Annotated in this window: 25 protein-coding genes; 15 read left to right on the forward strand and 10 right to left on the reverse strand. The window is 54.0% G+C overall.

All coding sequences use genetic code 11. From position 1 onward, the window contains the following. Positions 1-20: 20 nt before the first annotated feature. The 3 genes from B4B27_RS00230 to B4B27_RS00240 are packed head-to-tail and all read right to left on the reverse strand — an operon-like array spanning position 21 to position 3,445. Entirely contained in the window at positions 21-509 is a 489-nt protein-coding gene (locus B4B27_RS00230) for a hypothetical protein (protein ID WP_290722556.1), read from the reverse strand. Continuing rightward, positions 499-1,029: a hypoxanthine phosphoribosyltransferase gene (gene hpt, locus B4B27_RS00235; protein ID WP_290722557.1), complete on the reverse strand. Its 531-nt coding sequence runs from the start codon at positions 1,027-1,029 to the stop codon at positions 499-501. The genes B4B27_RS00230 and hpt overlap by 11 nt, the downstream gene beginning before the upstream one ends. Next, positions 1,022-3,445 (reverse strand): DUF3536 domain-containing protein, encoded by a 2,424-nt coding sequence (locus B4B27_RS00240; RefSeq protein WP_290722558.1) that lies wholly within the window; start codon positions 3,443-3,445, stop codon positions 1,022-1,024. The genes hpt and B4B27_RS00240 overlap by 8 nt, the downstream gene beginning before the upstream one ends. Positions 3,446-3,525: 80 nt before the next feature. Between B4B27_RS00240 and B4B27_RS00245 the strand changes: the two genes are divergently transcribed. The 4 genes from B4B27_RS00245 to B4B27_RS00260 all read left to right on the forward strand — a co-directional run bounded on the left by B4B27_RS00245 (position 3,526) and on the right by B4B27_RS00260 (position 8,043). Beyond that, positions 3,526-4,401 (forward strand): fibrobacter succinogenes major paralogous domain-containing protein, encoded by an 876-nt coding sequence (locus B4B27_RS00245; protein ID WP_290722559.1) that lies wholly within the window; start codon positions 3,526-3,528, stop codon positions 4,399-4,401. A 62-nt stretch (positions 4,402-4,463) separates the two neighbouring features. Next, positions 4,464-6,062: a hypothetical protein gene (locus B4B27_RS00250; protein ID WP_290722560.1), complete on the forward strand. Its 1,599-nt coding sequence runs from the start codon at positions 4,464-4,466 to the stop codon at positions 6,060-6,062. 12 nt (positions 6,063-6,074) lie between these two features. Beyond that, entirely contained in the window at positions 6,075-6,890 is an 816-nt protein-coding gene (locus B4B27_RS00255) for a toxin-antitoxin system YwqK family antitoxin (protein ID WP_290722561.1), read from the forward strand. A gap of 130 nt (positions 6,891-7,020) precedes the next feature. Then, entirely contained in the window at positions 7,021-8,043 is a 1,023-nt protein-coding gene (locus tag B4B27_RS00260) for a branched-chain amino acid aminotransferase (protein WP_088638563.1), read from the forward strand. Between the two features lie 66 nt (positions 8,044-8,109). Here B4B27_RS00260 and uvrB read toward each other — a convergent pair whose 3' ends face one another. Then, complete coding sequence (gene uvrB, locus B4B27_RS00265) at positions 8,110-10,344, reverse strand: excinuclease ABC subunit UvrB (RefSeq protein WP_290722562.1); 2,235 nt, start codon at positions 10,342-10,344, stop codon at positions 8,110-8,112. A 269-nt stretch (positions 10,345-10,613) separates the two neighbouring features. Here uvrB and B4B27_RS00270 point away from each other — a divergent pair, with 269 nt between their 5' ends. The 7 genes from B4B27_RS00270 (at position 10,614) to B4B27_RS00300 (ending at position 16,921) form a co-directional block, all read left to right on the forward strand. After that, the gene (locus B4B27_RS00270) at positions 10,614-10,859 is read left to right on the forward strand and encodes an acyl carrier protein (protein ID WP_173365779.1); all 246 of its coding nucleotides are present in this window, start codon (positions 10,614-10,616) and stop codon (positions 10,857-10,859) included. Positions 10,860-10,936: 77 nt separating this feature from the next. After that, entirely contained in the window at positions 10,937-13,339 is a 2,403-nt protein-coding gene (locus B4B27_RS00275; protein WP_290722563.1) for a beta-ketoacyl-[acyl-carrier-protein] synthase family protein, read from the forward strand. Between the two features lie 15 nt (positions 13,340-13,354). Beyond that, positions 13,355-14,086: an SDR family NAD(P)-dependent oxidoreductase gene (locus B4B27_RS00280; protein WP_173365778.1), complete on the forward strand. Its 732-nt coding sequence runs from the start codon at positions 13,355-13,357 to the stop codon at positions 14,084-14,086. After that, positions 14,083-14,529 carry a 3-hydroxyacyl-ACP dehydratase FabZ gene (gene fabZ, locus B4B27_RS00285; protein ID WP_173365777.1) on the forward strand — a complete coding sequence of 149 codons (447 nt, stop codon included), beginning with the start codon at positions 14,083-14,085 and terminating at the stop codon, positions 14,527-14,529. Before B4B27_RS00280 ends, fabZ begins: the two co-directional genes overlap by 4 nt. After that, entirely contained in the window at positions 14,529-15,311 is a 783-nt protein-coding gene (locus B4B27_RS00290; protein WP_290722564.1) for a lysophospholipid acyltransferase family protein, read from the forward strand. Before fabZ ends, B4B27_RS00290 begins: the two co-directional genes overlap by 1 nt. 11 nt (positions 15,312-15,322) lie before the next feature. Next, entirely contained in the window at positions 15,323-16,153 is an 831-nt protein-coding gene (locus tag B4B27_RS00295; RefSeq protein ID WP_290722685.1) for a patatin-like phospholipase family protein, read from the forward strand. A 60-nt stretch (positions 16,154-16,213) separates the two neighbouring features. Next, a complete protein-coding gene (locus tag B4B27_RS00300) occupies positions 16,214-16,921 on the forward strand; it encodes a hypothetical protein (protein WP_173380835.1) in 708 nt (235 codons plus the stop codon). Between the two features lie 29 nt (positions 16,922-16,950). On the opposite strand, the gene B4B27_RS00305 is transcribed toward B4B27_RS00300, so the two are convergent. Next, complete coding sequence (locus B4B27_RS00305; protein WP_290722565.1) at positions 16,951-18,087, reverse strand: S66 peptidase family protein; 1,137 nt, start codon at positions 18,085-18,087, stop codon at positions 16,951-16,953. 111 nt (positions 18,088-18,198) lie between these two features. Here B4B27_RS00305 and B4B27_RS00310 point away from each other — a divergent pair, with 111 nt between their 5' ends. From B4B27_RS00310 to B4B27_RS00325, 4 genes are all read left to right on the forward strand, one after another. After that, complete coding sequence (locus B4B27_RS00310) at positions 18,199-18,561, forward strand: hypothetical protein (protein WP_290722566.1); 363 nt, start codon at positions 18,199-18,201, stop codon at positions 18,559-18,561. A gap of 54 nt (positions 18,562-18,615) precedes the next feature. Further along, entirely contained in the window at positions 18,616-19,239 is a 624-nt protein-coding gene (hisH, locus tag B4B27_RS00315; RefSeq protein ID WP_290722567.1) for an imidazole glycerol phosphate synthase subunit HisH, read from the forward strand. Between the two features lie 226 nt (positions 19,240-19,465). After that, positions 19,466-20,299, forward strand: coding sequence for a TIGR02147 family protein (locus B4B27_RS00320; RefSeq protein ID WP_290722568.1), 834 nt, complete (start codon positions 19,466-19,468; stop codon positions 20,297-20,299). Further along, positions 20,292-21,098, forward strand: coding sequence for a hypothetical protein (locus B4B27_RS00325; RefSeq protein ID WP_290722569.1), 807 nt, complete (start codon positions 20,292-20,294; stop codon positions 21,096-21,098). Before B4B27_RS00320 ends, B4B27_RS00325 begins: the two co-directional genes overlap by 8 nt. Here the strand turns inward: B4B27_RS00325 and rph are convergent. The 5 genes from rph to argF all read right to left on the reverse strand — a co-directional run bounded on the left by rph (position 21,076) and on the right by argF (position 25,490). After that, on the reverse strand, positions 21,076-21,801 hold the full coding sequence (gene rph, locus B4B27_RS00330; protein ID WP_173380839.1) for a ribonuclease PH: 726 nt from the start codon (positions 21,799-21,801) through the stop codon (positions 21,076-21,078). The two genes, B4B27_RS00325 and rph, sit on opposite strands and share 23 nt — an antisense overlap. A gap of 155 nt (positions 21,802-21,956) precedes the next feature. After that, positions 21,957-22,808 (reverse strand): prephenate dehydratase, encoded by an 852-nt coding sequence (locus B4B27_RS00335; protein ID WP_173380840.1) that lies wholly within the window; start codon positions 22,806-22,808, stop codon positions 21,957-21,959. An 18-nt stretch (positions 22,809-22,826) separates the two neighbouring features. After that, positions 22,827-23,441 carry a C40 family peptidase gene (locus tag B4B27_RS00340; RefSeq protein WP_290722570.1) on the reverse strand — a complete coding sequence of 205 codons (615 nt, stop codon included), beginning with the start codon at positions 23,439-23,441 and terminating at the stop codon, positions 22,827-22,829. A gap of 49 nt (positions 23,442-23,490) precedes the next feature. After that, positions 23,491-24,462 carry a biotin synthase BioB gene (gene bioB / locus B4B27_RS00345; RefSeq protein ID WP_290722571.1) on the reverse strand — a complete coding sequence of 324 codons (972 nt, stop codon included), beginning with the start codon at positions 24,460-24,462 and terminating at the stop codon, positions 23,491-23,493. A 68-nt stretch (positions 24,463-24,530) separates the two neighbouring features. Continuing rightward, positions 24,531-25,490 (reverse strand): ornithine carbamoyltransferase, encoded by a 960-nt coding sequence (gene argF / locus B4B27_RS00350; RefSeq protein WP_173365766.1) that lies wholly within the window; start codon positions 25,488-25,490, stop codon positions 24,531-24,533. Positions 25,491-25,707 lie beyond the last annotated feature (217 nt).

Below are 25,707 nucleotides of genomic sequence, written 5' to 3' on the forward strand. Positions count from 1 at the left end.
CCGCCTACCCCGCCTGCCTGCTACTTCTCCGCGTCGTTGCTGTCTAGCACCGGAATGTTCTTTTCTTCTTGGCACAGGTTCTCTTCGCGAATCTTGAAGGTGAAGTCGACCAGGTTGTTCTCGAACATCTTCTGGTAGGGCTTTTTCGCCTGTACGCTCTGGAGGGCGCAGGTGCAGTAGTTGATGCGCTGCACGAGTTTCAGGTCATCGGAAGGCGTACCCTTCGCGAACACGCATTCGTGCATGATGGCGTATTCCATCGGGCGGTCGTAACGGCCCTTGCACTTGTTCTTGAGGTCGGGCTGCGCTGCCACCTTCTCGATGATTCCCTGCGAGGGCACGTCGTTTATGACCTTGCTCACGATAAAGCCCGCAATGAAGAACAGGAGGCACACGGCAGCGTTGATAAGGAATCGCTTGCCGCGGCTTATCTTGTTGTAGCTGCGTTCGACGGCTTCGAATGTCTGTGTGGCATGCAGCCTGACGTCTTCAAAATCGTTACTTGCCATCGTCTTCCTCCATCGTCCAGATTTCGGGGAATGTGCGGTAGTCGCCCGCGTAGTCGAGCCCGTAGCCCACGACAAACTTGTTTTCTATCTCAAAACCCACGAAGTCGGCGGTTATGTCCGCGGTACGGCGGGCGGGCTTGTCGAGCAGCACGCAGGTCTTGATTTCCTTCGCGCCCATGCCGGCAAGGGCCTGCTTGATTCCGAACATCGTGTTGCCGGTATCGAGAATGTCGTCTATCACGAGCACCTTCTTGCCGCGGATATCGATGTTCTCGAGCCCCGTGATTTTGAGGCTCCCGCTCGATTCGGTGCCGCTGCCATAACTAGATGCCCGTATGAAGGCGAGTTGCAGTTTCGGCGTCGCGATACGCTTGCAGATATCGGCGCTGAAAATGAATCCGCCCGAAAGTACGGTAATTACGATATCGCACCCGAACGCGGCCACGTCCTTGCCGAGCGTGTCCAGCCGTTCGTTTATCTCCTGTGCGGAAATGAGCGGTTTGCTGGACTTCCTATACATTGTCCACCTCGAAGTTGAGCCAGCCGAACATGGGCTTGAGCGCAGCAAGTTTGCCCTTCGGGTCTTCCTTGAACTGCTTGTAAATCTTGAATACCTTGTTCTCGAGGCTCGTCTTGTCGATGCCGAGCTTGAGCCAGTCGGCAACCGTGATGAGGTCGGTGATGTACTTGACCGTAGATTCGTCGATCTTGGCGTAAACGTCGTCGATGAGGGCACTCAGCTTGCGGAAGAACATACGGCCCGTACCGCCGAAACTCGGGTTCGTGTCGAGCCTGTTCGCCTCGTCCATGAGCCCCTGGATTTCCTTCACGAGGTTAGAGTCCGGACCTTCGAGCAGCTTGAGCGCCTCGTGGTGAATGCGGGCGTTGAGTTCGAGCGAGAGAATCTTTCGCATGGTGTCGGGCAGCGTGTGATCGGGGTCGGCAAGGCTGTCGATGGAGATGCCGTGATTCAGCGCGAAACTCGAGAACGATTCCGTGAGGCTCGCAAGGTGTTTCTGCGTGCTGCGCTTGTTGATGGTCTGCAGCGAGTCGCTCATGAGGTCGCGCATGCGCACTACGTAGGCGGTCGGGAACAGGTTCCTGAGCTCGATGGTCCCCATATTCGGGTTTTCCACGAACTTGAGGCCGTTCTCCTCGATGCTCCCCATCGCCACCACGATGTTCACGCGCCCGAGGGCGTCGGTAATCACGAGGTTTGTCGTCTCGCGCTTTTCGCCGATAAACTTGTCTTCGTAAGTCACGCGCACGAGGGTCTGGCGCCTGCGGCTAGAAATTTTCTCGGCCTTCATGCGGGAGTTCGTGTTGTCGGAATCCTGTTCAAGTTCCAGGTGGAATATCGCGGCGCGTTCGGCCATTTCCTTGAGGATTACGGGGACCGCGTCTTCGGCGTAGCGCGTAAAGACCTCGGCTCCGTTCCACTTGTGTTCGTTACTCGTGGCGCGGGCAAGGATACTCAGCACCTCGCTCTTGATGTTGTGCCCGAACGGCAGGAACGGTTCCAGCAGTTCCATGGCACGCAGGGCGTAGCGCATGTTCTGTACGGGTTCCAGGCCCTCGATGTCGTTGAAGAACCAGCCACAGCTCGTGAAGCTGAACAGGCAGAACTTCTGGATTTCCAAGAGGCGGATTGCCTTCGCGCTCATGGCCTCGTTTTCGGGTTCCTTGACGGTATCCTTGAGGAACTGCTCCACGCGGGACTTGTCTTCGGGTGCGACGAGCGCCTGCACGTAGTTGTTGCGGGCATCCCACGGGCCGATTTTCGAAATCTTCTCGAACTCGCGTACAAAAACGTCGTCGGCAAGCTTTTTCAGGTGGTTGAACGCGTCACGCAGGGGTCCGCGCCATTTCTGGTTCCAGTCGGGTCCGCCGCCGGTCGAACAGCCGCAATCGCGGTACCAGCGGCCCACGCCGTGGGCGCAGCTCCATGCACATCCTTCGCCGTAGAAGTTCTTGAGCATAACCTCGTGCTGCGGCGGGAACTTCTCGAGGAACCAGCCGTAGTTCACCGGCACCATCTTGTGTTCGGGAGCGTAGCGGTTGTAGAGCCAGGCGGCGCACATGTCGCCGAAGGGCTCGTGGTGACCGTAGCTTTCGCCGTCGGTACCGATGCTCACGAGTTGCGCGTCTTCGCGGTTCTCGTCCCAGGCGTCGGCAATGCGCCTGCCGAACGTGCCTGCATCGCGCAGAAGGTGTTCAAACCCTACGGCAGAAGAAAGCCACGGGTTGTAGAAGAATACGTCCAGGAATCCGTCGCATACGAGATTGCCGTCCTTGTCCCGCGGGTACACGCGGTAGGGGCGCGTCGTATCGATGTCGGTGTTGCTGCACCCGGTCCATTCCTCGTCGTCGAACTTGCGGAAGCTATCGGCCTGCGTGGGCGAAAGGATGGTGAACTTGATGCCCGCCTTGATGAGTTCCACCACCGTCTCGAAGTTGATGGCGGTCTCGGCAAGCCACATGGCCTCGGGCATGCGACCGAAATGGAACTTGAAATCCTCGATACCCCAGCGGATTTGCGTGCGCTTGTCCTGCTCGCTTGCAAGCGGCATGATGATGTGGTTGTAGACCTGCGCAATCGCGTTGCCGTGCCCGAGACGCTCGATGCTCTTCTTGTCGGCTTCCTGGATGCGCTTGTAGGTATCCGGCGTGTTCGTGCGGATCCAGCCCATGAGGGTTGGACCCATGTTGAAACTCATGTACTCGTAGTTGTTGACAATGTCTACGATATGCCCGTGCGGGCTCAAGATGCGGCTCGCGGAATTGGGACTGTAGCACTGGCTCGCTATTCGGTCGTTCCAGTCGTGGTTCGGCCTTGCGGAGGGCTGGTTCTCGATGACGCCCGTCCAGGGGTTTTCGCGGGGAGGCTGGTAAAAGTGACCATGAATCGTAAAATAGAGAGGGTGCTTCTTTTCCATGCGGTCAAAGATAGATTTTTTTCGGGGAGCCTATAAAAATTAATGTATATTCATGCATGTTTAGCGCAGGAATGTTGTTTATGGCCTTGAAGAAATTCTTGATGGTTAGCTTTGTGGCGGCGGTGCTGGTTGCTTGTGGCGACGACGACAGCAGTTTTGCGACGCGCCCTTCGGACGGGTCTTCGTCCAGCGTCACACCGAAGTCGAGCGATAGCGAGACAAGTGTGTCCAGTAGTAGTACTAAACCCAGCAGTAGTTCTGTGGAGTCTTCGTCGAGTGATGGGTACGTAGAACCATCGACTGTAGTTGCGGGAACTATGACTGATGAACGCGATGGCAAGACCTACAAGACGGTCACCATCGGTACGCAGACCTGGATGGCAGAGAACCTGAACTACGCATACATTGGTATTCCCTATAACTATAGCGGCTACACTTTCGATTCCACTAGCTGGTGTTATGGCGATAACCCTGCCAACTGCACCAAGTACGGACGCCTTTACACCTGGGCAGCAGCGATGGACAGCGTGGGAACATGGAGTACGAATAGCAAGGGCTGTGGCTATGGTACAACATGCTCTCCTACTTATCCAGTACGCGGCATATGCCCTGAGGGATGGCACCTGCCAACAAAAGCGGAATTTGAAACTTTGTTCACTGCAGTTGGCGGTTCCAGTACAGCGGGCAAGATGCTCAAGTCCACAAACGGTTGGAACAGTAGCGGCAACGGGACGGACGCCTACGCCTTCTCGGCGTTGCCTGCTGGCCGCAGGAACTACGATGGGGATTTTAACTACGAGGGCGACCGCGCGTACTTCTGGAGTTCTACTGAGGGCGATAGCAGCGGCGCGAACGGCATGTGCTTGGACTACTACAGCGACTCTGCGGGCCCGGGCAACTACTACAAGTACTACGAGTTTTCTGTTCGTTGCCTCAAAGACGTGCAAGCCGATTGAAGAAATAAAAAATCATCAAAAACACACGTAGTTGCTATTTTGTTTGAAGTTTTGGAGAATATATGAGGACAAGAAATTTTTTGTTGATTGCCGTAGCCATTTTGTTCATGGTAAACGGTTCGCTTGCCGGGGAAGTACCTAATGTCACGAAGTCGGTGTTGCTAAGGTCTAAAGAGGTGAAGCCTTACACTACAGAGGTGAAAGTTTATAAAAACGGCATGGATGAAGCCAAGTTTGATCGATTGATTGATAGTTTATTTATGGCCGATGATCATTTAGACTTAGACTCCCTCTATGAAAAGTATGTTGACCGTAAAACAGTCGAGAAACAGAGGTATGAAGAATATCTTTTAAAAATTGAACTGTATTACAACGAGGAGGCTGAGGCTTTCCTCAGTAACCAATATTTGCAGGAGGATGTGGCGAATTTCGTAGCGGGCGCTAGTAAATATGATGACTCTCTTCAAACTTTAATGTTTGGCGAAACAAAGGGTGCGAAAAACCTTGATGAAGTAGTGGCCAAATTGAGTCAAATGAAAGGCTACGATGTTTTTGTTCAGGGCTCGGACACGGCCGCGTTTAATGCTGAAATCAATCGCTATTCTGATAGTAAAAGAAAGACTTTTACTAGAGGCGTGAAAATTTCAGCAGCTCATGGAATTGTAAAAGCAAAAGTGCTCCGGGACTGGGGCGATGATAATCAAATGTGTGAACTATACGACGTTGAATCCGGAAAACGAATACAAGTTTCGGACTTGTTGCCGAGCAATAGGGTGAAGTTTGAATATGGTAGAGACTCTGTAACTTTAGTAAAAGTCGACAAAATTGACAAAGACGGTATAGTATTTTATGATGACTCGACTGATTCGCATATTGTCGATAAGAACGATAGTGTATACTTTGTACTGACGGATTACGCAAAATCCTTGATGGCTAGAGATAAGGGCTATACCATATCGATGACGACAAACGCATATGGCGACAAGATAAAGAAATATCATTTTAGGAGAGTTAACAGTTCTCCTCATGATAGGGATGTTTTCATTCCCATGGAACTGAAGGGCTGCTCCAATACCAAGAAAATTCGAAATCGTATGCTTGATATTATGTTCGGCCATAATAAAGGAGACTTGGACACATTGGTTATCGAAGGTGTCAAAAAATGGATTCCGGAACACAGAGATGGAAAAAGTATGTTGCTGCAACTGGGTGATGGCTTGATTTCCTTTGGTTTCGAGGATCAATCAATGCGGGGTAACTCAAATAACATTTTTGCTGTTTTTGATAGGAAAACAGGAACGGAAATCTCTGCAAAAGATCTCATAAAGGACAAGGCTGGATTTATGAAGTTCGTCAACTCCCACAACCTATATTTGGCAGGATTTCTTGTTGATACAACAAGAATAAAAGAGCAGTCAAAAAAGTTTGGCGAGGAATTCCGTAGCTATTTGCGCCATTCCGTTGCAATGGGCCCTTTCTCGGGGATAAAGGAATTTCCGACTTCTTGGTGGTTCTCTTTCAATAAAATGGATGAAATTGTCCCTGTTGAGTTCAATACTCCAACAGCCAGAATATTCCTGGATTATGCAGACATCAAAAAATATATAAATCCTAAATATCTCAAGGCCATGGATCGTGCAGTGAAATCGGCGGGGAAGTAATTTTTTTTGAATATGTTTGCAAAAATATTGATTAGCGTTTTTAGTGCTTTCTCGCTTTCGGCTGCGTGTGATGCCGGGCTTTGGTTAAATGCTGTTGATTTGAGGAGAGACTCGACGATTGCCTCTCTTTTTAATGCGGTTGATGATTCTTTATACGAAATAAACAAAACGACAGAATGGAATGAATTGTCCGGTTTGTGTGGATGCGCCGGTGGTGGTATTTTCCTGCAATCGAGGCATGTTGATTTGATGGGTGCTGGTTGGCATTTGAATTGGTGCGGCAATCCTGATTCCGTTGTTTTTTATGCGGAAAAAGTACAATACCATACGAAGAATCTGATTTTAAAAACAAGCTCTGTTTTGTTTGGCCAGGTTCAATCATTGAAAAAGTTCATTGTGGAGAAGGGATGTGAAACTGATTCAGTCTATGAGTTTTCAAATAAAGAGCTGATTCCCGAAAATGTTAAAAAAGGAATTTATGTTGTAGATATTCCGGTTCCGAGCGAAAATGTCCTTGTGCCGCAGTCAGTCCGCCTTTTAAAAACTTATTATCCTAACGGAAAGCTAGCTCGCGAAATTCAATTTTCGCAAGGGCTTAGGAATGGATATGACAAACGCTATTTTCCTTCGGGAAAAAAGTACATTGTTAATCATTACAAAAATGGTTTGATGGAAGGAATGCAAATTAAACATTTCCGTTCTGGGAAGAAGTCTCTTGAAGTGAAATACAAAAATGGAAAACATGTAGGAATTGTAAAATACTATTCAGAAGAAGATGGCTCGGTGACTATAAAAGAAATTGACGAATTAACAGGATTCGAGTGGTAATACCCAATATTTCTTTATTTTTTCATGATAAATTGAGCCAAAAACGCATTTATAATTGTATTTTTTGTGCGGTACCGAATGATACCTTTAAAAATGCACAAACTGCAAAAAAGGTTAAATTATGCTTGATTTGAACACTGTCGATTGGAAGACGCTCCCCTTCGGTTATTACGATACCGATTACAATGTCCGCTGCTACTACCGCGATGGCAAGTGGGGCAAGGTCGAACTTTCTTCTTCCAAGGACATCAGCATCCACATGGCCGCCACCTGCTTGCATTACGGCCAGGAAGGTTTTGAAGGCCTCAAGGCTTACACGGGCAAGGACGGCAAGGTCCGTATCTTCCGCGTCGACGAGAATGCCAAGCGCATGCAGAACACCGCGAACCGCGTGCTCATGGCCGTGCCGCCGGTCGAGCTGTTCCGCGAGATGGTCCACACAGTGGTGAAGGCCAACGCCCGCTTTATTCCGCCGTATGGTCATGGTGCAACGCTCTACATCCGCCCGCTCCTCATCGGTACGAGCCCGGAAGTCGGCGTGAAGCCCTCCGACGAATACCTGCTGTTGATGTTCGTGACTCCGGTGGGCCCGTACTTCAAGGACGGTTTCAAGCCTGTCGATATGATGATTAGCCGCAACTTCGACCGCGCCGCTCCGCAGGGTACGGGTACGGTGAAGGTCGGCGGTAACTACGCTGCCAGCTTGCTTTCCCTCGCCGAAGCCAAGAAGCTCGGCTACTCCAGCACGATTTATCTGGACGCGAAGGAAAAGAAGTACATCGACGAATGCGGTCCGGCAAACTTCTTCGGCATCAAGGGCAAGACCTACGTGACCCCGAAGTCCGAATCCATTCTGCCGTCGATTACGAACAAGAGCCTGCAGCAGCTTGCTGAATACCTCGGCTACACAGTGGAACGCCGCCAGGTCCCGTTCGAAGAACTCGCTGAATTCTCCGAAACTGCCGAATGCGGTACCGCCGCCGTGATTACCCCGATTAAGAAGATTGTGGATCCGGTTGCCGGCAAGGAATTCACCTACGGTGACGGCAAGAATCCGGGCCCTGTCTGCACGGAACTCTTCACGAAGTACACGGCTATCCAGTTTGGCGAAGCGGAAGACCCGTTCGGCTGGACTGAAGTGGTCGACGTGTAATTGTCGCGAACATGACGAATGTGAAAAATCCCGCGGAGAAATTCGCGGGATTTTTTGTTTTGGAAATTAGTCCTGCATGCCGCGGATGATGTCGCGGAGGCGGGCCGCTTCTTCGAAGTCGAGGCGCGCGGCGGCTTCCTTCATCTGGCGCTCGAGGTCGGCAAGTTTTGCCGATAGATCCTCGCCTGCGCGAGGATGACGTGTTGCGGTGGCGCCGACGGCCGCACTCAGTTTGGCGTTCTCCGCGCGCTTGGAGTAATTAGAACCTTTCTTTCGTCTAGAACTGGGCTGCAGCGGTTCCATCGGACGGATTCCGGGTTCGTTCCCTTCGGCAGGTTCAGGGAACTGATCGTCGTCGACGGAATCGTCGCCGTCTATTCCCAGCGGGTCGTTAATCCTCAAATCATCTTCAATCTTGCGGGTCACGGACTTCGGCGTAATGCCGTGTTCCTTGTTGAATTCTTCCTGCACGGCCCTGCGGCGGGCGGTTTCGGAAATAGCCTTTTCCAGGCTGTCGGTCATGTTGTCTGCAAAAAGCAATACGGTACCGTTCACGTTACGGCTGGCACGTCCCATGGTCTGGATTAAACTGCGGTAGTTGCGCAGGAACCCTTCCTTGTCGGCATCGAGAATCGCCACCATGCTCACTTCGGGCAGGTCCAGGCCCTCGCGCAGCAGGTTGATGCCCACCAGTACGTCGAATTCTCCGGTACGGAGTCCGCGAATCAGTTCGTGACGTTCCAAGGTCTTGATATCGCTGTGCAGGTAACGCGCGCGGATGCCCGCTTCCACAAAGAAGTCGGTAAGGTCCTGCGCCATCTTCTTGGTGAGCGTCGTGACCAGCACGCGGTCGCCGTTCTTGACGACTTCTTCGATGCGGTAGAGCAGTACGTCCATCTGGCCCTTGATGGGGAACATCTCGATTTTCGGGTCCAGAAGTCCGGTCGGTCTGTTAATTTGTTCGGTAACGACGCCGCCCGTCTTGGTGAGTTCGTAATCGCCGGGGGTGGCACTCACGAAGAGCACCTGCTTCGGGTACATGTACTCGAATTCGGCAAAGTTCATCGGGCGGTTGTCCAGCGCACAAGGAAGGCGGAAGCCGTACTGCACAAGCGTCGTCTTGCGGGATTTGTCGCCCTCAGCCATGCCGCCCACCTGCGGAATGCTCACGTGGGATTCGTCCACCATCAAGAGCCAGTCGTCGCCGAAGTAATCGATAAGCGTAAACGGGCGCGTACCCGGTGCGCGGTTCTCGATAATGCGGGAGTAGTTCTCGATGCCGCTGCACATGCCGGTCTCGCGAATCATTTCCATGTCGTATCGAGTGCGGCTCGAAAGGCGGGCCGATTCCAGCACCTTGCCTTCCTTGTCGAGTTCCGCAAGGCGCTCGGCCAGTTCCACTTGCATGCGCTGCAAAATTCCTGCGCGGCCTTCTTCCTTGGTCACGAAGTGCTTTGCCGGAGCGATGGTCATCTCGTCCATTTCCTGAGTGACTTCGCCGGTAATGATGTTGAAGCGAACGAGCCTGTCCACCTCGTCGCCGAAAAGTTCGATTCGCAGGCCTTCCTCATCGTAGCTCGGGTGGATTTCAATCACGTCGCCGTGCACGCGGAAGCTGCCGCGTTCCAGGCTGAAATCGTTTCTCGTGTATTGAATTCGCACCAGGTCATGCAGAATCTTGTCGCGGTCGTAAACGTCACCCTTTTTGATGCGCACCATCAAGTCGAAATATTCGCTCGGGCTACCCAAACCGTAGATGCAGCTCACGGAAGCCACGATAATCACATCCCTGCGGGTGAGCAAGTTCGCGGTCGCGCGCAGGCGGAGCTTGTCAATCTCGTCGTTGATGCTCGCGTCCTTCTCGATGAAGGTGTCTGTGTGCGGAATATACGCTTCGGGCTGGAAATAGTCGTAATAGCTTACGAAGTATTCCACCGCATTGTGCGGGAAAAACGCCTTGAATTCCTGGTAGAGCTGCGCCGCGAGCGTCTTGTTGTGCGTCAAAATCAGCGTCGGCTTGCCTACGTTCTTGATGACGTTCGCCATCGTGAAAGTCTTGCCGGAACCTGTGACGCCAAGCAGCGTCTGGAACTGCTCCCCGTGCTTGAAACCTTCGGTGAGTTCCTCTATGGCCTTCGGCTGGTCGCCCGCCGCCCCGTAGGGGCTAACGAGTTCAAAGTTCGCACGCGTGGGCGACTGGAACTGCTTTAACTTTCCTGGCAAGCTCTGCTCAGGCGGTAGCGGTTTCGCTATCGGTTTTGCATACGGGTCGGGTGTAATTGTCTTGCGTGCGCGTGCCATATCCCAAAAATAGCAATTTCAAAATTTCCGTTCGGTTGGGGCGAGTTTAGGTTCAATTATAAGTTGTCTATGAAAGGAGTCCCTTGCACGGCGGGCTCTTCATTGCATTGCTTTTTTGAAGGATGGGCGGCTTTTCCCTGAACAGTAGGGGCGATTTCTTGCTTTTTATCGCCATTTTGGGCCTACATGTCGTTTTTTTAAGGTTTTTGCGATAAATACTTACAAAAAGATTTCTATCTTTGTCGCAAAAATAAACAAAAGAGGAAACAATGGCTAACGAAGAAATGAAAAACAAGCTCAAGTCGTTCTTTATGTCGGATCTCGGCGTCGATGGTGACGTGCTCCAGTTCGACACTCCGCTCTTTGGCGAAGAAATCGGTCTCGATTCTGTCGATTCCCTCGAAATCATCTCCTTCGTGGATTCTACCTTTGGCGTGTCCATGACCGGCGTTGCCAAGGAAAACTTCCAGAGCATCGATACTATCGCTGCCTACATCGAATCTCACAAAGCTTAATTTTAGAATGGTCATCCTGGATGGCCGCGGTTACTGAGCTAGCCGGACAAAGGCCCGACAGGATCCATGGGTAAAATATGACTCCTGACGAACGCCGCTGTGTTGTTACTGGCCTGGGTGTGATTTGCGCCGTCGGTAACAATGTCGAAGAAACCTGGAAGAGCGCTTTGGAATCCGTTTCGGGTATCCACAAGACGACTTCCCTAGATACAAAGAACTGCTATGCGGACTTGGCTGCCGAAGTCAAGTGCGACACGCTCGACCAGATTGACGCCCCCGAAGAGAAGGACCGCGTCTCGAAGCTCTGCATCAAGGCCGCGAACGAGGCCCTAGCCGATGCGGGGCTTTCTAATTTTGGCGACGACCAGCGCGTGAGCGTGGTCATCGGCAGCTGCGTGGGTGGCGTGCTCTCGATTGAACAGTATCACCAGCACGGGCGCGATGCCGCAGAAATTGCGAAGATGCCGATTGCATCCATCGCATCCCAGGTGGCTGAAACCTGCGGTGCAGGTGGCATCGTGACGAACGTGGCGAATGCATGTGCGGCTGGCACGATTTCCATCGCGGTTGCCTGCGACCTCATCCGCGCGGGCAAGGCCGACGTGGTGATTGCGGGCGGTGCGGATTCCTTTGCGTCCGTGCCGTATTCCGGCTTCCTTTCGCTTCATGCGCTCGACGAGAACGGTTGCTCCCCGTTCAACCGCTGCAACGGCATTACGCTCGGTGAAGGTGCGGGCATCGTTATCGTGGAATCTTACGAACATGCCCAGAAGCGCAGCGCGAAGACATACTGCGAGGTGCTCGGCTCCGGCGTCACGAGCGACGCGAACCACATTACGGCCCCGCGCGAAGACGGCGTGTGCCTGATGGAGGCGATTAACCGCGCTGTCAAGAACTCCGGCATCGATAAGTCCGATATCGGCTACGTGAACGCTCACGGTACGGGTACGGGCAAGAATGACAATGCCGAAATTACGGCTTTCAAGAATTTCTTTGGCGAAGACAACGCGAACGTGAGCGTGAGTTCGACGAAGGTGATGACGGGCCACTGCCTGGGCGCTGCGGGTGCCATCGAGGCGGTTTTCAGCATCAAGGCGCTTACGACCGATACGGTGCTCCCGACGTTCCCGTACACCGAGGAACAGTCCGCCGCCCTCAAGGAGAAGGTGGGCGCTCTCGACTTTGTGCAGAACAAGGCCCGCCACAAGGAACTCAAGTGCGTCTTGAGCAACAACGTGGCATTCGGCGGCACGAACGCCGCCATCGTGTTCTCGAAGGTGCCGGGCGATGTCTCTGCGCAGTCTGCGAAGGCGAAGAAGATTGCGGTGACCGGTCTTGGAATCGTGTCTCCGCTCGGCAACAGCAAGGCTGCCTACCTGGATGCCGTGAAGGCGGGCAAGAAGCCCGAAGGCGCATCGGTGCATTCGACCATCGCGCTCGAGGATTACAAGGAACTTGGCATCAAGATGGCTTTCTACCGCAAACTCGACAACCTGGGCCAGCTCCAGACGGTTTCGGGCATGCGCGCCCTGCAGGATTCCGCATTCCAGGTGACCGACGATAACGCGAAGGATATCGGCATTATCGTGGGAACCAGCGAGGGCGGTCTCGGTGCCACCTACGACTTTGAAGAACTGATTGCCGAGGCGGGCAATGCGGGCGGTTCCGCGTTTAAGTTCCCGCACACGGTTTACAACGCCGCCGGCGGTTACCTCTCGATTTGCTCCGGCATCAAGGGCTACGGCGTCACGATTACTACGGGCCCGCTTTCCGGTCTCGACAGCATCGGCTACTCCATGAACGTCATCCACGACGGCCAGGAAAAGGCGATGATGGCGACCGGTACCGACGAGAATTTGCCGATTATTACCGAATTCGCCCAGAAGCTCGGTGTGGCTGCAGGCGATGTTGTTGCCCCCTTTGCCGAAAACGAAGGCTTTGTGGTGGGCGACGGCTCTGTGTCTATAATGCTCGAAGAAGAGGATTATGCCAAGGCTCGCGGTGCGAAGGTCTACTGCTACGCGCTCGGGTTTGGCCATGGCCGCAAGAACGTGAAGTTCGGCAAGCTCGCCGGTTCCGACGAGGCGCTCGACAAGGCTATCAACGACGCTCTGGCCGATGCGGGCCTCTCTGCCGCCGATATCGATGCGGTTTGCGGATTCGCGAACGGCTGCAAGCGTATCGACGATATCGAGAAGGGTGCCCTCCAGCGTGTGTTCGGCGATAAACTCGCCACGATGCCGCTGTTCGAGGTCAAGGAACGTGTCGGTGAAGGCCGTGCGGGGTCTGCCGCGCTTGCCGCTGCAGAAGCCGCCATGCTTTTGAATGGCGAACTTGCAAGCGACAACGCCTATTTTATTGCAAACGACGGTTCTGTGGCTAGCAAGGCTGCCGATGCGGCCAGTCTCAAGAAAATTCTAATCATCTCTTTTGCGGCGGGTGGCTCTTACAGCGCAGTCGTGTTTGGGAAAAATGCTTAATAGGGAGGCTCAAAAATGAAAGTTGCTCTCGTTACAGGTGCATCGAAGGGAATCGGCAAGGCTTGTGCCTTGCGTCTTGCCCGCGACGGCTACACGGTCGTGGTGAACTACTCCAGTTCCGACGAGGCCGCGCAGCAGACGCTCGACCAGATCAAGGCCGAGGGCGGTGACGGCATGATTTACAAGGCGAACGTGGCCGACCTCTCCCAGGTGAAGGTCATGGTCCGCGAGGTGTTCAAGGCCTATGGCCGCATCGACGTGCTCGTGAACAATGCGGGCATCGTGCGCGACGAGTACCTCCTGATGATGAACCCCGAAACGCTCGACAAGTGCTTCGACCTGAACGTGAAGGGCTACTTCTACTGCGCCCAGCAGGTCGCCGTCAAGATGTACAAGCAGAAGTCCGGCGTGATTATCAACATGAGTTCCGTATCCTCCAAGTTTGCGCTTGCCGGCCAGGCCGTCTATAGCGCCACGAAGGGAGCCGTGAACTCGCTCACCCAGACGCTAGCGAAGGAACTCGGCGGTTTCGGTATCCGCGTGAACGCCGTCGCTCCGGGCTTTATCGCGACCGAGATGATCGAGGCCATTCCCGAAGAGACCCGCAAGGGCTATGTGGAAAAGATTCCTCTCAAGCGCTTCGGTACCGCGGACGAGGTCGCGAACATCGTGTCTGCGCTCGCGTCTGACCAGTTCGCCTACGTGACGGGCCAGGTGTTCGTGCTCGATGGAGGCCTTTCGCTATGATGAACATTTTCGAAATCAGCGAAAAGATTGCACAGCGTCCGCCGTTCCAGATGATCGAAAAGGTCACGGAACTCGTGCCAAACGAATCCGCTACCGGCATCAAGAACGTGAGCGTGAACGAACCGTATTTCATGGGGCATTTCCCGGGCACTCCGATTATGCCGGGCGTCCTCATTTGCGAAGCCTGCGCACAGCTCTGCTCCCTCGTTATCGAGAAGCCCGCCGAGGACCTCGAAAAGAACCTCTACGTGCTTTTGAAGATTGACGGATTCAAGTTCGTGAAGCCGGTGATTCCGGGCGACCAGCTCGAAATTACCGTGAACAAGACGAAGGGTGGTGGAGTCATCGTCGGCTTTGACTGTATCGTGAAGGTGAACGGCAATGTGCACGCGAAGGGTGCGCTGACGTTCACGAGCATTCCGAAAGAAAGCCTCGGAAAGTAATGAAAAAGAAGAATCCTTTGTTCGAACTTTTCATGAAGTTTGTCATGGTGGTCGTGATATACACCGTGCGCGTTTATCTGCTTGTGGCGTATCGCCCGAAAATCGAGTACGTGGGGGAGACGGTGAAGTCTCCGCGGCTCAAGACTCCCTCTGTTATTATCGCGAACCATACCAGCATGATTGACCCCCTCATGATGCTGGCCATCTTTTTCCACAAGAAGAGCATTGTTGTGGCGAAGGACCAGGTGGAAGATCCACATTTCAGCTGGGCTTTGACGCGCGTGAAGTGCGTGATTCCCTGCGACCGTTTTAACCTGGATACCGAATGGGCCTTGCTAGCGAAGCGCGAACTTGAAAAGGGGAACAACGTCATTATTTTCCCCGAAGGCAAGTGCCGCTATGATGGACTCTTGAATGAGTTCAAGACGGGGTTCGCTTTCCTTGCGCGTAGTACGGGCGCTCCCGTGCTTTCTGTGGGCCTTGAAGGTGTCTACAAGATTGGGCGCCGCACCCGCATAGTCGTGGGTGAACCCGAGAAAATCGAGCGCGTGAAGGGCATACCTTCTTCGAAGCATCTGGCCGAACGCAGTGAGTATTTCCGCCAGAAGGTTTGGACGCTCAAGCAGCGTGCGCTCGGCGTTGCAGAACCTCCGGTTTTGCCGGTGGCGGCGGAAACACCGTCCGAACAGATCCCCACCTTGGTGGCCATGCGCACTAAAGAGCAAAGCTCTAAGTGCTGTCCGCCCGGTCAGGCCGGGGATGACAATAGGGGGAATGCGTGAAGACGGGGTTGGTGTTAGAAGGAGGCTCCCGCCAGACGATGTTCAGCGCTGGAGTGCTGGATACGTGGTTCGACGAGGGTATTGATTTCAATTACGTGTCCGGTGTGTCGGCCGGGGCACACGCGGCGGTCAACTTCATTACGAAGCAGCAGGGGAGGCTAAAGTTTATCGTGCTCCCGACCCGCTTGCAAGAGGGCAAGAAGTGGGCAAGCAAGTTTATCGGAATCCAGAAGGAATTCCATGCGCTCAACTACCTCTCGGCTGACGGCAAGATGCCTCTCGATTTTGAGGCATACCGGAATTCCAAGACTGAATTTGAAATTGGTCTCACTTGCTGTGAAACCGGCCGCGCCGAATTCAAGTCCGAAAAGCATGACAAGAAGCGCCTGCTGGACCTGATTAGCGCGAGTTGCGCCCTCCCGATGATTTTCCCGATGGCCGAAATTGACGGCAAGCATTATGCCGATGGCTGCATTACGGTTCCCATCCCGTTTGAACGCGCTTTTGAAAAGGGCTGCGACAAGGTGGTGGCTGTTTCGACGCATTACCCGGGCGAGGACGTGACGGATTTCCGCAAGTACCGCGCCATCCTCAACCCGATGTACAAGCGCAAGTACCCCGAACTTTTCCGTGCACTGATGGTACGCCTCAAACGCTACGAGAAGATGTTCGTGCAGATGGAAAAGCTCGAGAAGGAGGGGAGGCTGTTCCTGGTCCGCCCCCTTATCGAGCTGTGCGACCAGTTCGATACCGACATGGACAAGATGAACGAGTCCTACGAGCATGGAATCGAGATGGCCAAGCGCCGCATGGACGACTTGAAGGCTTTTTTAGAAATCTAGCGGTTGACGCCCGTTTCGATATTTCTATATCTAGAGCAGGTCCCATAAAAGGAGTCTGCTATGAAAATTGCTCGAATCGCTATATCCTTGCTGGCCGTAAGCTTGCTTTTCGGCTGTGCCTCGAGTCCGAGAGCCTTGGCTTCCCATAAGGCCATTCCCGGTGGTGCATACACGGGAAAGGCCGATAACAACAGGCCTGAAAATCTCAAGTACCAGAAACTTCCGGACGATGTCGAATATGTCGTCGCTAGCGATTCGCTTGTCGTCGCCGTCCATGGCGATCTCAAGAAGGCTCTCGAATCCGACGAAGGTGTCGTGCTGGCAAAGTACCTGTTCCTGATGCCGGGATCCTGGGAAAGCATCAAGGACGACGAAGCGTTCAAGAGCAAGTTCAAGAGGCAGAAGGGAAAGTTCGAGGTCCAGGTGACCAAGAAAAAGAAATTCAAGTTCCACTATGCCATTCCCCAGAACGAGCAGTCTGCGGAGAAGGCGTGGAATGTCGTGAAGCAGAGAATTCTCAATTCCGAACAAACTCCGGAAACGCCGTCAGAAACGCCGAAAATCCGTTCTATCAGTACGGAGGAAATGGTGTACCTGTCGAAATTCTCGCCGTTCAAGATGGTGGAACCGCTGTTCGTCGTGAACGACCGCTACCTTTTGGGCTATAACAAAAAGGGAGAACTCGAACTGGTCGATGAACTCCCGTACTATATTCCGTTCTATGACGAGGCGATGGAAATTATTTCTCAAAAGAACAAGAAGAAATAATACCTTCGCCTAAGCCATTTCGATTTAATTTATTCTAGGTCAAACGATTTTCCGGAGAGCATCTTGCGGAGAGCCTTGGGCATGGGCTTTCCCGTTGTCAGCTTGTCCGTGTCGACATCCACTTCGTCGCCGCCGTCGATGTTGAATGCGAGCGTAGCTTCCTTGTCCTTGACATCGAGCGTGACGGTTGCTCCCATGACTATCGGAAGGTTGATGTCGCCGTGGCCTGCGGGGAATCCGGCCATGACGGGAATGTTGTATTTTTTCAGGCGCTCGATGAGCATAGCTTCGGGACTGTCGAAATCAAGGTCGGTTCCGCATTCCTCGAATTCGCCCAGGACGACGCCCTTGACATTTTCCATGACTCCGCGGAGCTCGAGCGAACTGAACATGCGGTCAAGATTGCGCATGGTTTCTTCCAGTTCTTCGAGGAACAGGATGATTCCGTCTTCGGAGTAGACGTCGACGGGGCTTCCTGCGAGAGGGACGAAAGTCGCCATGTTGCCGCCGACGAGGACGCCCTTCGCCTTACCCTTGATGTTTAGCTTGTTGGCGGGGACCTTGTATTTGGGGACCTTGCCCAGGAGCAGGTCGCGCATGTAGATGCTGTTGTCGTCTTCGCCGCCGGTCTTGCCGATGAAGGAACTCATGGTGCCATGGATGCTCATGACGCCCGCCTTGGTTTCCATGGCGTGGAGCGTGGAAATGTCGCTAAAGCCGATGAGCCACTTGGGGTTGTCCCTGACGGTTTTCAGGTCGACGCGGTCGACGAGGTGGATGGCGCCGTAGCCGCCGCGGTTGGTGAGGATGGCCTTGATGCTTGTATCCTTGAGCGCGTCGATAAAGTCTTCGGCGCGTTCGTCGGCGTTCCCTGCGTACTTGCCTGCGTAGATGGCACCCACGTGCTTGCCGATGACGGGCTTGAATCCCCAGTCTTCCAGGACTTTCGCCGTGTTCTCGACGTTAGAATCGGGCGTGTGGTAAGAGGGGGAGAGCAGGGCTATCTTGTCGCCTTTCTTGAGGAAGGCGGGTGCTACGCATTCCTCGATCTGCGAAGGTTCGGGAATCGAAGCCTCGGACGACGAGTCGTTGGAACATGCGATAAGGGTCAGGCCGAAAAACGTTGCCGCAACAGCCGAACTGCGAAAGAATTTAAAACCATTCATTATACACCTCTTTTGCGGCAAATAATAACAATAAAGTGAAATATTTCAAGGAAAGTGCGGATAGGGTGTGCGCAATATCAAAATTTGTATATTTCTCCTAAAGGAGCGAATATGGCAGAAAAGATGAATACAGTTGCGGCAATCTCGAAAAACTTCCATGCGGAACACCGCGGTAACTGCGCAATGTCGGTGGCCTACGGCTATGCGCGTGCGACAGGCAAGTCCGAAGCGGAAGCTGTTGAGGCGGCAGAGATGTTCCGTGCGTTCGGTGGCGGGAAGGCCCCGAACGGCGCCTGCGGGGCGCTCTATGCGGCAAAGATGATGCAGCCCGACCATGCGGATGCCATCGAGGATTTTTTCAAGCGAGGCGCCCAGGGTTTTACCAAGTGCGGTGAAATCCGCCCGAACAAGGTCATCCCATGCAACCGCTGCGTGGAGCTTGCGGGCGAGGCACTCGACTTTTTGAATGCGTAGCGCTTTCCCTGCTCCCTAAATTTTTTATCTTTGCGCATGCAAAGAGAGGTCTCTATGTCTGCAAATCCTATTATCGTGGTCGACTACAACGCCGGTAACTTGACATCCGTGATGAACGCGCTTGCACATATCGGTGCGGATGCGAAGTCGAGCCGCGATGCGGATGAAATCGCGAAGGCGACCCGCCTGATTTTTCCGGGCGTGGGCGCTGCGGCATCTGCGATGGAGACGCTTACGCGCACGGGCATCGGAGACGCCATCAAGGCTGTTGTGAAGGCGGGAAATCCGGTTCTCGGCATCTGCATCGGCTGCCAGATTATCCTCGAAGAGAGCGAGGAAGACGGCGGCGTGAAGACTCTCGGCCTTATTCCCGGGCGTGCGGTGCGCTTCAAGGACGAACCTGGTCTCAAGATTCCGCACATGGGTTGGAATCAGGTGAACTTCACCCGCGAACACCCGATCATGAAGGGAATCCGCAGCGGCTCTGACTTCTATTACGTGCATTCCTACCATCCGGTGGTGCCTGCGGAATATGCGTTCGCCGAGACGACCTACGGCACGCAGACTTTCCAGGGGCTTATCGGCAAGGACAACCTGATTGCAAGCCAGTTCCACCAGGAAAAGAGCGGTGACGTGGGCCTTGCCATGCTGAAAAATTTCTGCGACTGGAACGTTTAGACGTCCATTGAAAGATTTTTTTACAATTCCGGGCTGTAGCCCGGTTTTTTCATGTTAAGGCTTTTTGAGGGGGTTCCCCTAATTTATCTGGTTTTCGCGCTTTTTGTATCATGGATTTTGTGTTTTTTATAAACAACTAAAAAAGTGCTTAAATCTTTGTAAAATCGTTAATTTTGTATCGTAGACTATTGACAAACGAATAAAAAAGAGCTATATTAATGCACGTATGAAACCGATAACCGAGTATCAGGATTACCGTCGTTACATGCAGGAATTCTATGAGGAGGAGAAAAGGAATTCCGCATTCACGTGGCGGGAATTCGCTCGGTTATCCGGTTTCGTATCGCCGACGTATCTGAAGCTTGTCTGCGAAGGCAAGACAAGGCTCAAGAACGATGGCGTGGATCGGACCGCCCGGGCCATGGGGCTGATCGGATACGAAGTAGATTACTTCCGTGCGATGGTTAGGTATGCGCATGCAAAGACGGACTACGACCGCAAAAAGGCGTACGACGAGATGCTGGGCATAGCAAAGGAGAACAAGGTGAAAGTAGTCGATGGCGACGCTTTCGCTTATTTTGAGTCATGGAAGAATCCCGTAGTCCGCGAATTGGCCCCGGTGATGCCGGGGGCGAAGCCCGGGGACATCGCGAAACGCTGCTGCCAGGAAATCTCGGCGGGTGAAGTTCGCGAGTCCCTGGACTTCATGACCAAGGTGAGCCTCCTGAAGAAGGACAGGAACGGCTGCTACACCCAGACAGACAAGGCGCTGAGGGGAGATTCCGAGGTCATGCCCGTGGCGATCCGTTCCATGCACCGCGATATGGCGAAATTCGCCGTGGCGGCCGTAGACGACTTTGCGATATCGGATCGCAACTTCCAGGGTGTTACCATGGGCGTCGATCGGGAAACTTACGAACAAATTATACGCGAGATGGATGCGTTTCGCCGCCGTATCGTGACGATAGCGAATTCCTCGAAAAACGTGAAGCAGGTTTATAGGCTAAATTTGCAACTGTTTCCCCTTTCTTGGCCCGTGCCGGAGGAAAACGATGCTTGAGCGTTTGAAGTGCCTGCCCGGCTTGCTGCTGCTTCTCCTTGTCGCATGCTCGACGCATGTCGCCGGAACTACGGATGAAAATAACGCTCTTGCGGAAAACGATTCTTCGTCTAGCGTGTCCTCTTCCTCCGGAACGTCGAGTTCGTCCGGTCCGGGAATGCCTGCTTCGAGTGGCTCGGAGGTACCGCCAGAGAACAGCATTATGGACTTGCCTTACTGGTTGCCGTATTGGGGCGATAGTGTCGACGAGCGCCAGCTGGATGTGCAGATAGAAAGGGGCGAAGATGATAATATGAAAATCTCGTACAGGAGATTGTCGATGCTGGGGGCGCCGGATGCGGGACGCAGCGCTGAGTTCGGTGTGGCAATCCGTGTTGCCGGGGAAGGCTCGGATGTGTTCTCCGAGATGAAGACTTGGACCGGTGGCGCCTGCTATATGCTGACCTCCGATGCGCCGATTGTCCTGAAGATGGGCATGTCGCCCGTGAAAGAAAGAGAATTGGAGTATGACTTGCCGCAGGCGACCCTCATCAAGCCGGAGGATGTTGGCAATATGGTTCTCCGCTGCCTGAGCTGGACCGAATTCGAACAGCAGGGATTCGGACCTTCGATTACGATTGAAGAGGCGTTCTTCGATTACATGACGGAACTCAGGTTTGAGGTCCAGCTGGATAGTGGCGTCTACGAGGGCGCGTTCGAGATATATCAAATCCGTCCCGGTGGGTCAAACGTCAGTACGGATATTGACGGAGTGAATATATCGGTTGACGACGGAACTAGGGAAGTTCTCCGCCAATAAGTTCCATCTGCTTCTTGAAGATATCCTTGCAGGCGTTTTCGCCGAGGTCGAGGAGCGTGTTGAGCATGTTGCGGTCGAAACTCGCGTGTTCGCCCGTGCCCTGCACCTCGATGAAATTCTTTGCGTCCTGCATTACGACGTTCATGTCGACGTCGGCGGCGGAATCTTCTACGTAGCACAGGTCGCAGAGCGGCTTGCCCGAGACGACGCCCACGGAGATTGCTGTGATGCCGTGCTTCAGAATCTGCTGCGTGATGCCGAGGCGTTCCTTGATTTTCTTGAGGGCAATGGCAAGGGCCACGAAGCCGCCGATGATGCTCGCGGTACGCGTGCCACCGTCGGCTTCGATCACGTCGCAGTCGACCACGATGGCATTCTCGCCGAGTGCGGCCAGGTCGGCGGCACCCCGCAGCGAACGGCCCACCAGACGCTGGATTTCTTGCGTGCGGCCACTCGCGCCCTTGCGTTCGCGTTCTACGCGCTTGCCCGTGCTTTGCGGGAGCAGGCTGTATTCGGCGGTAATCCATCCGGTACCGCGACCGGCGAGCCAGTCGGGAACTTTCGGCAGGAGGGTCGCGTTGCAGATGACGCGGGTGCGTCCCATCTCGATGAGCACAGAACCGTCGGCGCTCGAAATAAAGCCGGTGGTCATCTTGAGATTGCGGTATTCTTCAGGTTTTCTGTCTGTACGTGTGTAAGTCATAGTGATAAAATAGTGGTTAGTAAACGGTGGCTAGTGGTTGGTGAACCTGTCGAACTATGGGCTCAGTTACGGCGTTATCCACTTTGTGGTTAAAGTTTGGCGGCTTCATCTTCCTTTCGTCTTTCGTCTATAGGCTCGCAGAGCCGTTCTTTCGTCTAATACGACAACTTCTCCGTCGTGCCTTCGCGGAAACTCCCGAGACGGTATACGAAGTCGCAGTAGCTCTGCAGTTCCTCGAGCGCCTCGATGACGGCAGGGTCCTTCGGGCTTCCTTCGAAGGAGAGGTGGAATATGTATTCCCACGGACGGTCAGGATGCGGGCGGCTCTCGATGCGGGTGAGGTTCAGGTCGCGTTTCGCGAAACACCCGAGTGCGGCATGCAGTGCTCCTGACTTGCCGGAATCGCTCAGCATGAACAACAACGTTGTCTTGATTGTGCCTTCTTCCGGGAGCGGGTTTGCCGTCTTCTGGATGGCGTAAAACCGGGTGAAGTTCACCCCCGGCAAGTTCTCTATACCTTCGGCCAAGATATCCAGGCCGTAGAACTTGCCGGCGTAGGCGCTCGCAATGGCGCCTACGGTTTTATCGCCGCGCTTCGCAACCTCTTCGGCGCTGCCTGCGGTATCGTAGAACGCGGTGCTCTTGATTTTCGGGTTGCGCCCGAAGAATCGGCTGCACTGTGCAAGGCCCTGCGGGTGGCTCAGCACCTCCTTCAGGTCGGCAAGCTTTGCCCCGGGGAGCGCGCACAGGCTATGCGAAATCTGGAGCTTGACTTCGCCCACGATAGGGTGGCGCCACTTGTACAGCAGGTCGTAGTTGTCGTAGATGGAACCCGCGGTGGAGTTCTCGATGGGGATTGCTCCGCCGTCCACGGCGCCGGTCTCGATGCCCTGGAAAATCTGCTCGAACGTGTCCATCGGGACAACTTCGATATCGTTTCCGAACAAGTGATATGCGGCGCTTTCGCTGTAGGCCCCGCGACGGCCCTGAAATGCGATTTTCTTCATAGTGCGAAAGATAGAAAGCTACTTGAACCTTCGTGCGCCCTGGTACTTGTTCTTGTAGTATTTCTCGTTCAGGTTCGAGATGATGACTCCGCGGCTGGAACTGGCGTGGATGAACCTGTCGCCGCCGAGGTAGATTCCCACGTGGCTGATTTTCCAGAAACTTCCGAAAAAGATGAGGTCGGCTTCGCGCAGGCTCCCTCGGCTGACGGATTTTCCGCGTTCGTCCTTGTACATCATGTGGGCGTTGTGGGGGAGGGCGATGTTGAAAAAGCCCTTATAGACTTGCATGACATAGCCGGAGCAGTCGGTCCCTTTGGTGGAATTTGCACCGTAGACATAGGGCGTGCCGAGCCACTTGCTGGCGTATTCTTCGAAGGTTGTTTTCGGGGCGGGCGGTTCCGGGATAGACTTCTTTGCGGCGGCCTGCTTGACGTCTCCTGCGGATGTCTTGTGGTTGCCGGTTTGGGTGGGCGTTTTTTTTGAAGAGTTCTCCTGTTCTGCCGATGCTTGCGCAATGGGCTTGTAGTCGCCGATGTTCCTGTCGTAGCCCGTGCGCATCGGGAAAGTGCAGCCAATCAGGCCCGCACATATCGGGACTAACGCCAAACTTGCGATTTTCGAAAGCGAAACCATCGCTACGAAATGTAATTAAAATGCGCTCCCTTTAGGGGGCTGTGCTTTCCTATCCGATGAATCCGTGCGGTTTGAATCCGAGGCCCTTCACGAGTTCGAAATCCTTGCAGCTGTTGACGCCGGCGGTAGTGAGCATGTCGTCGGTGATGGCCGCGTTCGCGCCGCTCTTGAATGCCCGCTTGCCGTCGTCGCCCAGGACGCCGCGCCCGCCCGCGAGGCGGATGAAAGCCTTCGGGTTGATGAATCTGTAAATCGCCACGATGCGGCAGAACTCGTCGTTCGTGAGTTTGGGCAAGTTTTCGTAAGGCGTGCCCGGGATAGCGTTCAGCACGTTTACCGGGGTGGACTTGACGCCAAGCTTGCGGAGGTCGAGACACATGTCGATGCGGTCTTCCATCGTCTCGCCGAGGCCCATGATGCCGCCGCTGCAGATTTCAAGACCTGCGGCAAGCGCGTTATGCAAGGTGGCAATCTTGTCGTCGTAGGTGTGCGTGGTGCAAACGTCGGGGAAGTGCCTGCGGTAGGTTTCCAGGTTGTTGTGGAATCGGGTAAGGCCGGCCTCTTTTAGCTTGTCGAACTGTTCCCTGTTCAAGAGCCCTGCCGAAAGGCAGACGGAAAGTTTCGTCTCCTTTTTGAGCCTGCGGATGGCTTCGGAAATCTGCTCCACGTCCCGATTCGAAAGGGTTCGGCCCGAGGTGACGATGGAATAGCGGGGGATGCCGGCGGCCTCTTTCTTCTTGGCGTCTTTCACGATTTCGTCGGCGCTGAGCAGTTTGTATTCAGGGGCGCCTGTGTGGTAGTAACTACTTTGTGCGCAATACTTGCAGTTTTCGGAGCAGCGTCCGCTACGGGCGTTCACGATGGAGCAGAAGTCGAAATCGTTTCCGTGGAATTTCTCGCGAATTTCGTTTGCGGCCTGCGTGAGTTCGCCGAGGTTGGCGTCGAGCAGTTTAATGGCTTCCTCGCGGTTGATTTCGTAACCGCCTAAAACTTTTTCCTTAAGATCTTGAACGAAGGACATTTTTCGATTCCTTAAAAAAGGAGATGCCCGCACAGGGCGGGCATGACAATTTTAACTTTTTCCCGCTATTAAGCGTTAAACGGTTGCATCACTTGCCACAATACGGCTTTATGTGCATGGAGGCGATTCTCAGCCTCTTCGAAGCTCATGTTCACGTCGAGGTTGTCCATCACGGAGTCCGTGATTTCTTCGCCGCGGTGTGCGGGCAGGCAGTGGCTCACCTTGCAATGGGCCGGAGCGAGCTTCAGGAGTTCGTCGTTGATCTGGAACGGGAGGAAGTGGCTCTGCTTTTCGGCCTTTTCGCCTTCCTGGCCCATGCTCACCCAGACGTCGCTATAGAGGATGTCGGCGTCCTTGACGGCTTCCTTCGGGTCGTTGAACACGCGGTACTGGCAGCCGTGCTTCTTGAGGCCGGCGGCGGCTTCTTCCACCACGTTCTTCGGCTGCTCGAAACCCTTGGGGCAGGCGAGCGTGAAGTTCATGCCCACCTTGGAGGCGAGCGCGAGGAAGGAGTTTGCCACGTTGTTGCCGTCACCGATGAAGGCGACAGTCTTCGGCTTGCCGTCGGCGTTCTTGAAACCGCCGAGGTTCTCGCAAATCATCTGCGCAAACGCGATTGCCTGGCAGGGGTGGCAGTCGTCGGTCAAAGCGTTCACCACAGGGACGCTACCGAATTCGGCGAGTTCTTCCACGAGCTGCTGCTTGAAGCAACGGACTACGATGGCATTCACCCAGCGGCTGAGGCAGCGGGCGACGTCCTTCACGCTTTCGCGCTTGCCGAGCCCGATTGAATCCGGGGCGAGGAGCACGGCGTGGCCGCCGAGCTGGTTCATGCCCACCTGGAACGTGGTGATGGTGCGCAGCGAGGGTTTCTCGAAGAACATGGCGATGTTCTGGCCGTGCAGACGGTCGGACACCTTGCCGGCGTGAACTTCGGCCTTCAGGCGGGAGGCGATTTCGACGGTTTCGAGGATTTTTTCTTCACTCCAGTCCATCAGGCGAAGGAAGTGCTTGTTGCGATCAATCATTTTGATTCCTTTGGGCAAGCCCTAAAAACAAAAAAACTAAAAAACGGAGTTTTTCACTCCGTCTTTTGGAAATCACAAGAAGATGCTAACGGATATTAGCGAAGTTTCTTTTTGTGACGGTCACGACGACGGCGCTTTTTACGCTTGTGGGTCGCAATCTTCCTGCGCTTTCTTTTCTTTCCGCAAGGCATGGTTGTATCTCCGTTAAAGGTTAAAC

The organism is Fibrobacter sp. UBA2449, from assembly GCF_002342555.1.
Taxonomy (GTDB): Bacteria; Fibrobacterota; Fibrobacteria; order Fibrobacterales; family Fibrobacteraceae; genus Fibrobacter.

Excerpts from the sequence above, each read along its gene's own strand:
- B4B27_RS00230 (WP_290722556.1), bottom strand. The coding sequence starts at position 509 with ATGGCAAGTAACGATTTTGAAGACGTCAGGCTGCATGCCACACAGACA.
- hpt (WP_290722557.1), bottom strand. The coding sequence starts at position 1,029 with ATGTATAGGAAGTCCAGCAAACCGCTCATTTCCGCACAGGAGATAAAC.
- B4B27_RS00240 (WP_290722558.1), bottom strand. The coding sequence starts at position 3,445 with ATGGAAAAGAAGCACCCTCTCTATTTTACGATTCATGGTCACTTTTAC.
- B4B27_RS00245 (WP_290722559.1), top strand. The coding sequence starts at position 3,526 with ATGGCCTTGAAGAAATTCTTGATGGTTAGCTTTGTGGCGGCGGTGCTG.
- B4B27_RS00250 (WP_290722560.1), top strand. The coding sequence starts at position 4,464 with ATGAGGACAAGAAATTTTTTGTTGATTGCCGTAGCCATTTTGTTCATG.
- B4B27_RS00255 (WP_290722561.1), top strand. The coding sequence starts at position 6,075 with ATGTTTGCAAAAATATTGATTAGCGTTTTTAGTGCTTTCTCGCTTTCG.
- uvrB (WP_290722562.1), bottom strand. The coding sequence starts at position 10,344 with ATGGCACGCGCACGCAAGACAATTACACCCGACCCGTATGCAAAACCG.
- B4B27_RS00270 (WP_173365779.1), top strand. The coding sequence starts at position 10,614 with ATGGCTAACGAAGAAATGAAAAACAAGCTCAAGTCGTTCTTTATGTCG.
- B4B27_RS00275 (WP_290722563.1), top strand. The coding sequence starts at position 10,937 with ATGACTCCTGACGAACGCCGCTGTGTTGTTACTGGCCTGGGTGTGATT.
- B4B27_RS00280 (WP_173365778.1), top strand. The coding sequence starts at position 13,355 with ATGAAAGTTGCTCTCGTTACAGGTGCATCGAAGGGAATCGGCAAGGCT.
- fabZ (WP_173365777.1), top strand. The coding sequence starts at position 14,083 with ATGATGAACATTTTCGAAATCAGCGAAAAGATTGCACAGCGTCCGCCG.
- B4B27_RS00290 (WP_290722564.1), top strand. The coding sequence starts at position 14,529 with ATGAAAAAGAAGAATCCTTTGTTCGAACTTTTCATGAAGTTTGTCATG.
- B4B27_RS00300 (WP_173380835.1), top strand. The coding sequence starts at position 16,214 with ATGAAAATTGCTCGAATCGCTATATCCTTGCTGGCCGTAAGCTTGCTT.
- B4B27_RS00305 (WP_290722565.1), bottom strand. The coding sequence starts at position 18,087 with ATGAATGGTTTTAAATTCTTTCGCAGTTCGGCTGTTGCGGCAACGTTT.
- B4B27_RS00310 (WP_290722566.1), top strand. The coding sequence starts at position 18,199 with ATGGCAGAAAAGATGAATACAGTTGCGGCAATCTCGAAAAACTTCCAT.
- hisH (WP_290722567.1), top strand. The coding sequence starts at position 18,616 with ATGTCTGCAAATCCTATTATCGTGGTCGACTACAACGCCGGTAACTTG.
- B4B27_RS00320 (WP_290722568.1), top strand. The coding sequence starts at position 19,466 with ATGAAACCGATAACCGAGTATCAGGATTACCGTCGTTACATGCAGGAA.
- B4B27_RS00325 (WP_290722569.1), top strand. The coding sequence starts at position 20,292 with ATGCTTGAGCGTTTGAAGTGCCTGCCCGGCTTGCTGCTGCTTCTCCTT.
- rph (WP_173380839.1), bottom strand. The coding sequence starts at position 21,801 with ATGACTTACACACGTACAGACAGAAAACCTGAAGAATACCGCAATCTC.
- B4B27_RS00335 (WP_173380840.1), bottom strand. The coding sequence starts at position 22,808 with ATGAAGAAAATCGCATTTCAGGGCCGTCGCGGGGCCTACAGCGAAAGC.
- B4B27_RS00340 (WP_290722570.1), bottom strand. The coding sequence starts at position 23,441 with ATGGTTTCGCTTTCGAAAATCGCAAGTTTGGCGTTAGTCCCGATATGT.
- bioB (WP_290722571.1), bottom strand. The coding sequence starts at position 24,462 with ATGTCCTTCGTTCAAGATCTTAAGGAAAAAGTTTTAGGCGGTTACGAA.
- argF (WP_173365766.1), bottom strand. The coding sequence starts at position 25,490 with ATGATTGATCGCAACAAGCACTTCCTTCGCCTGATGGACTGGAGTGAA.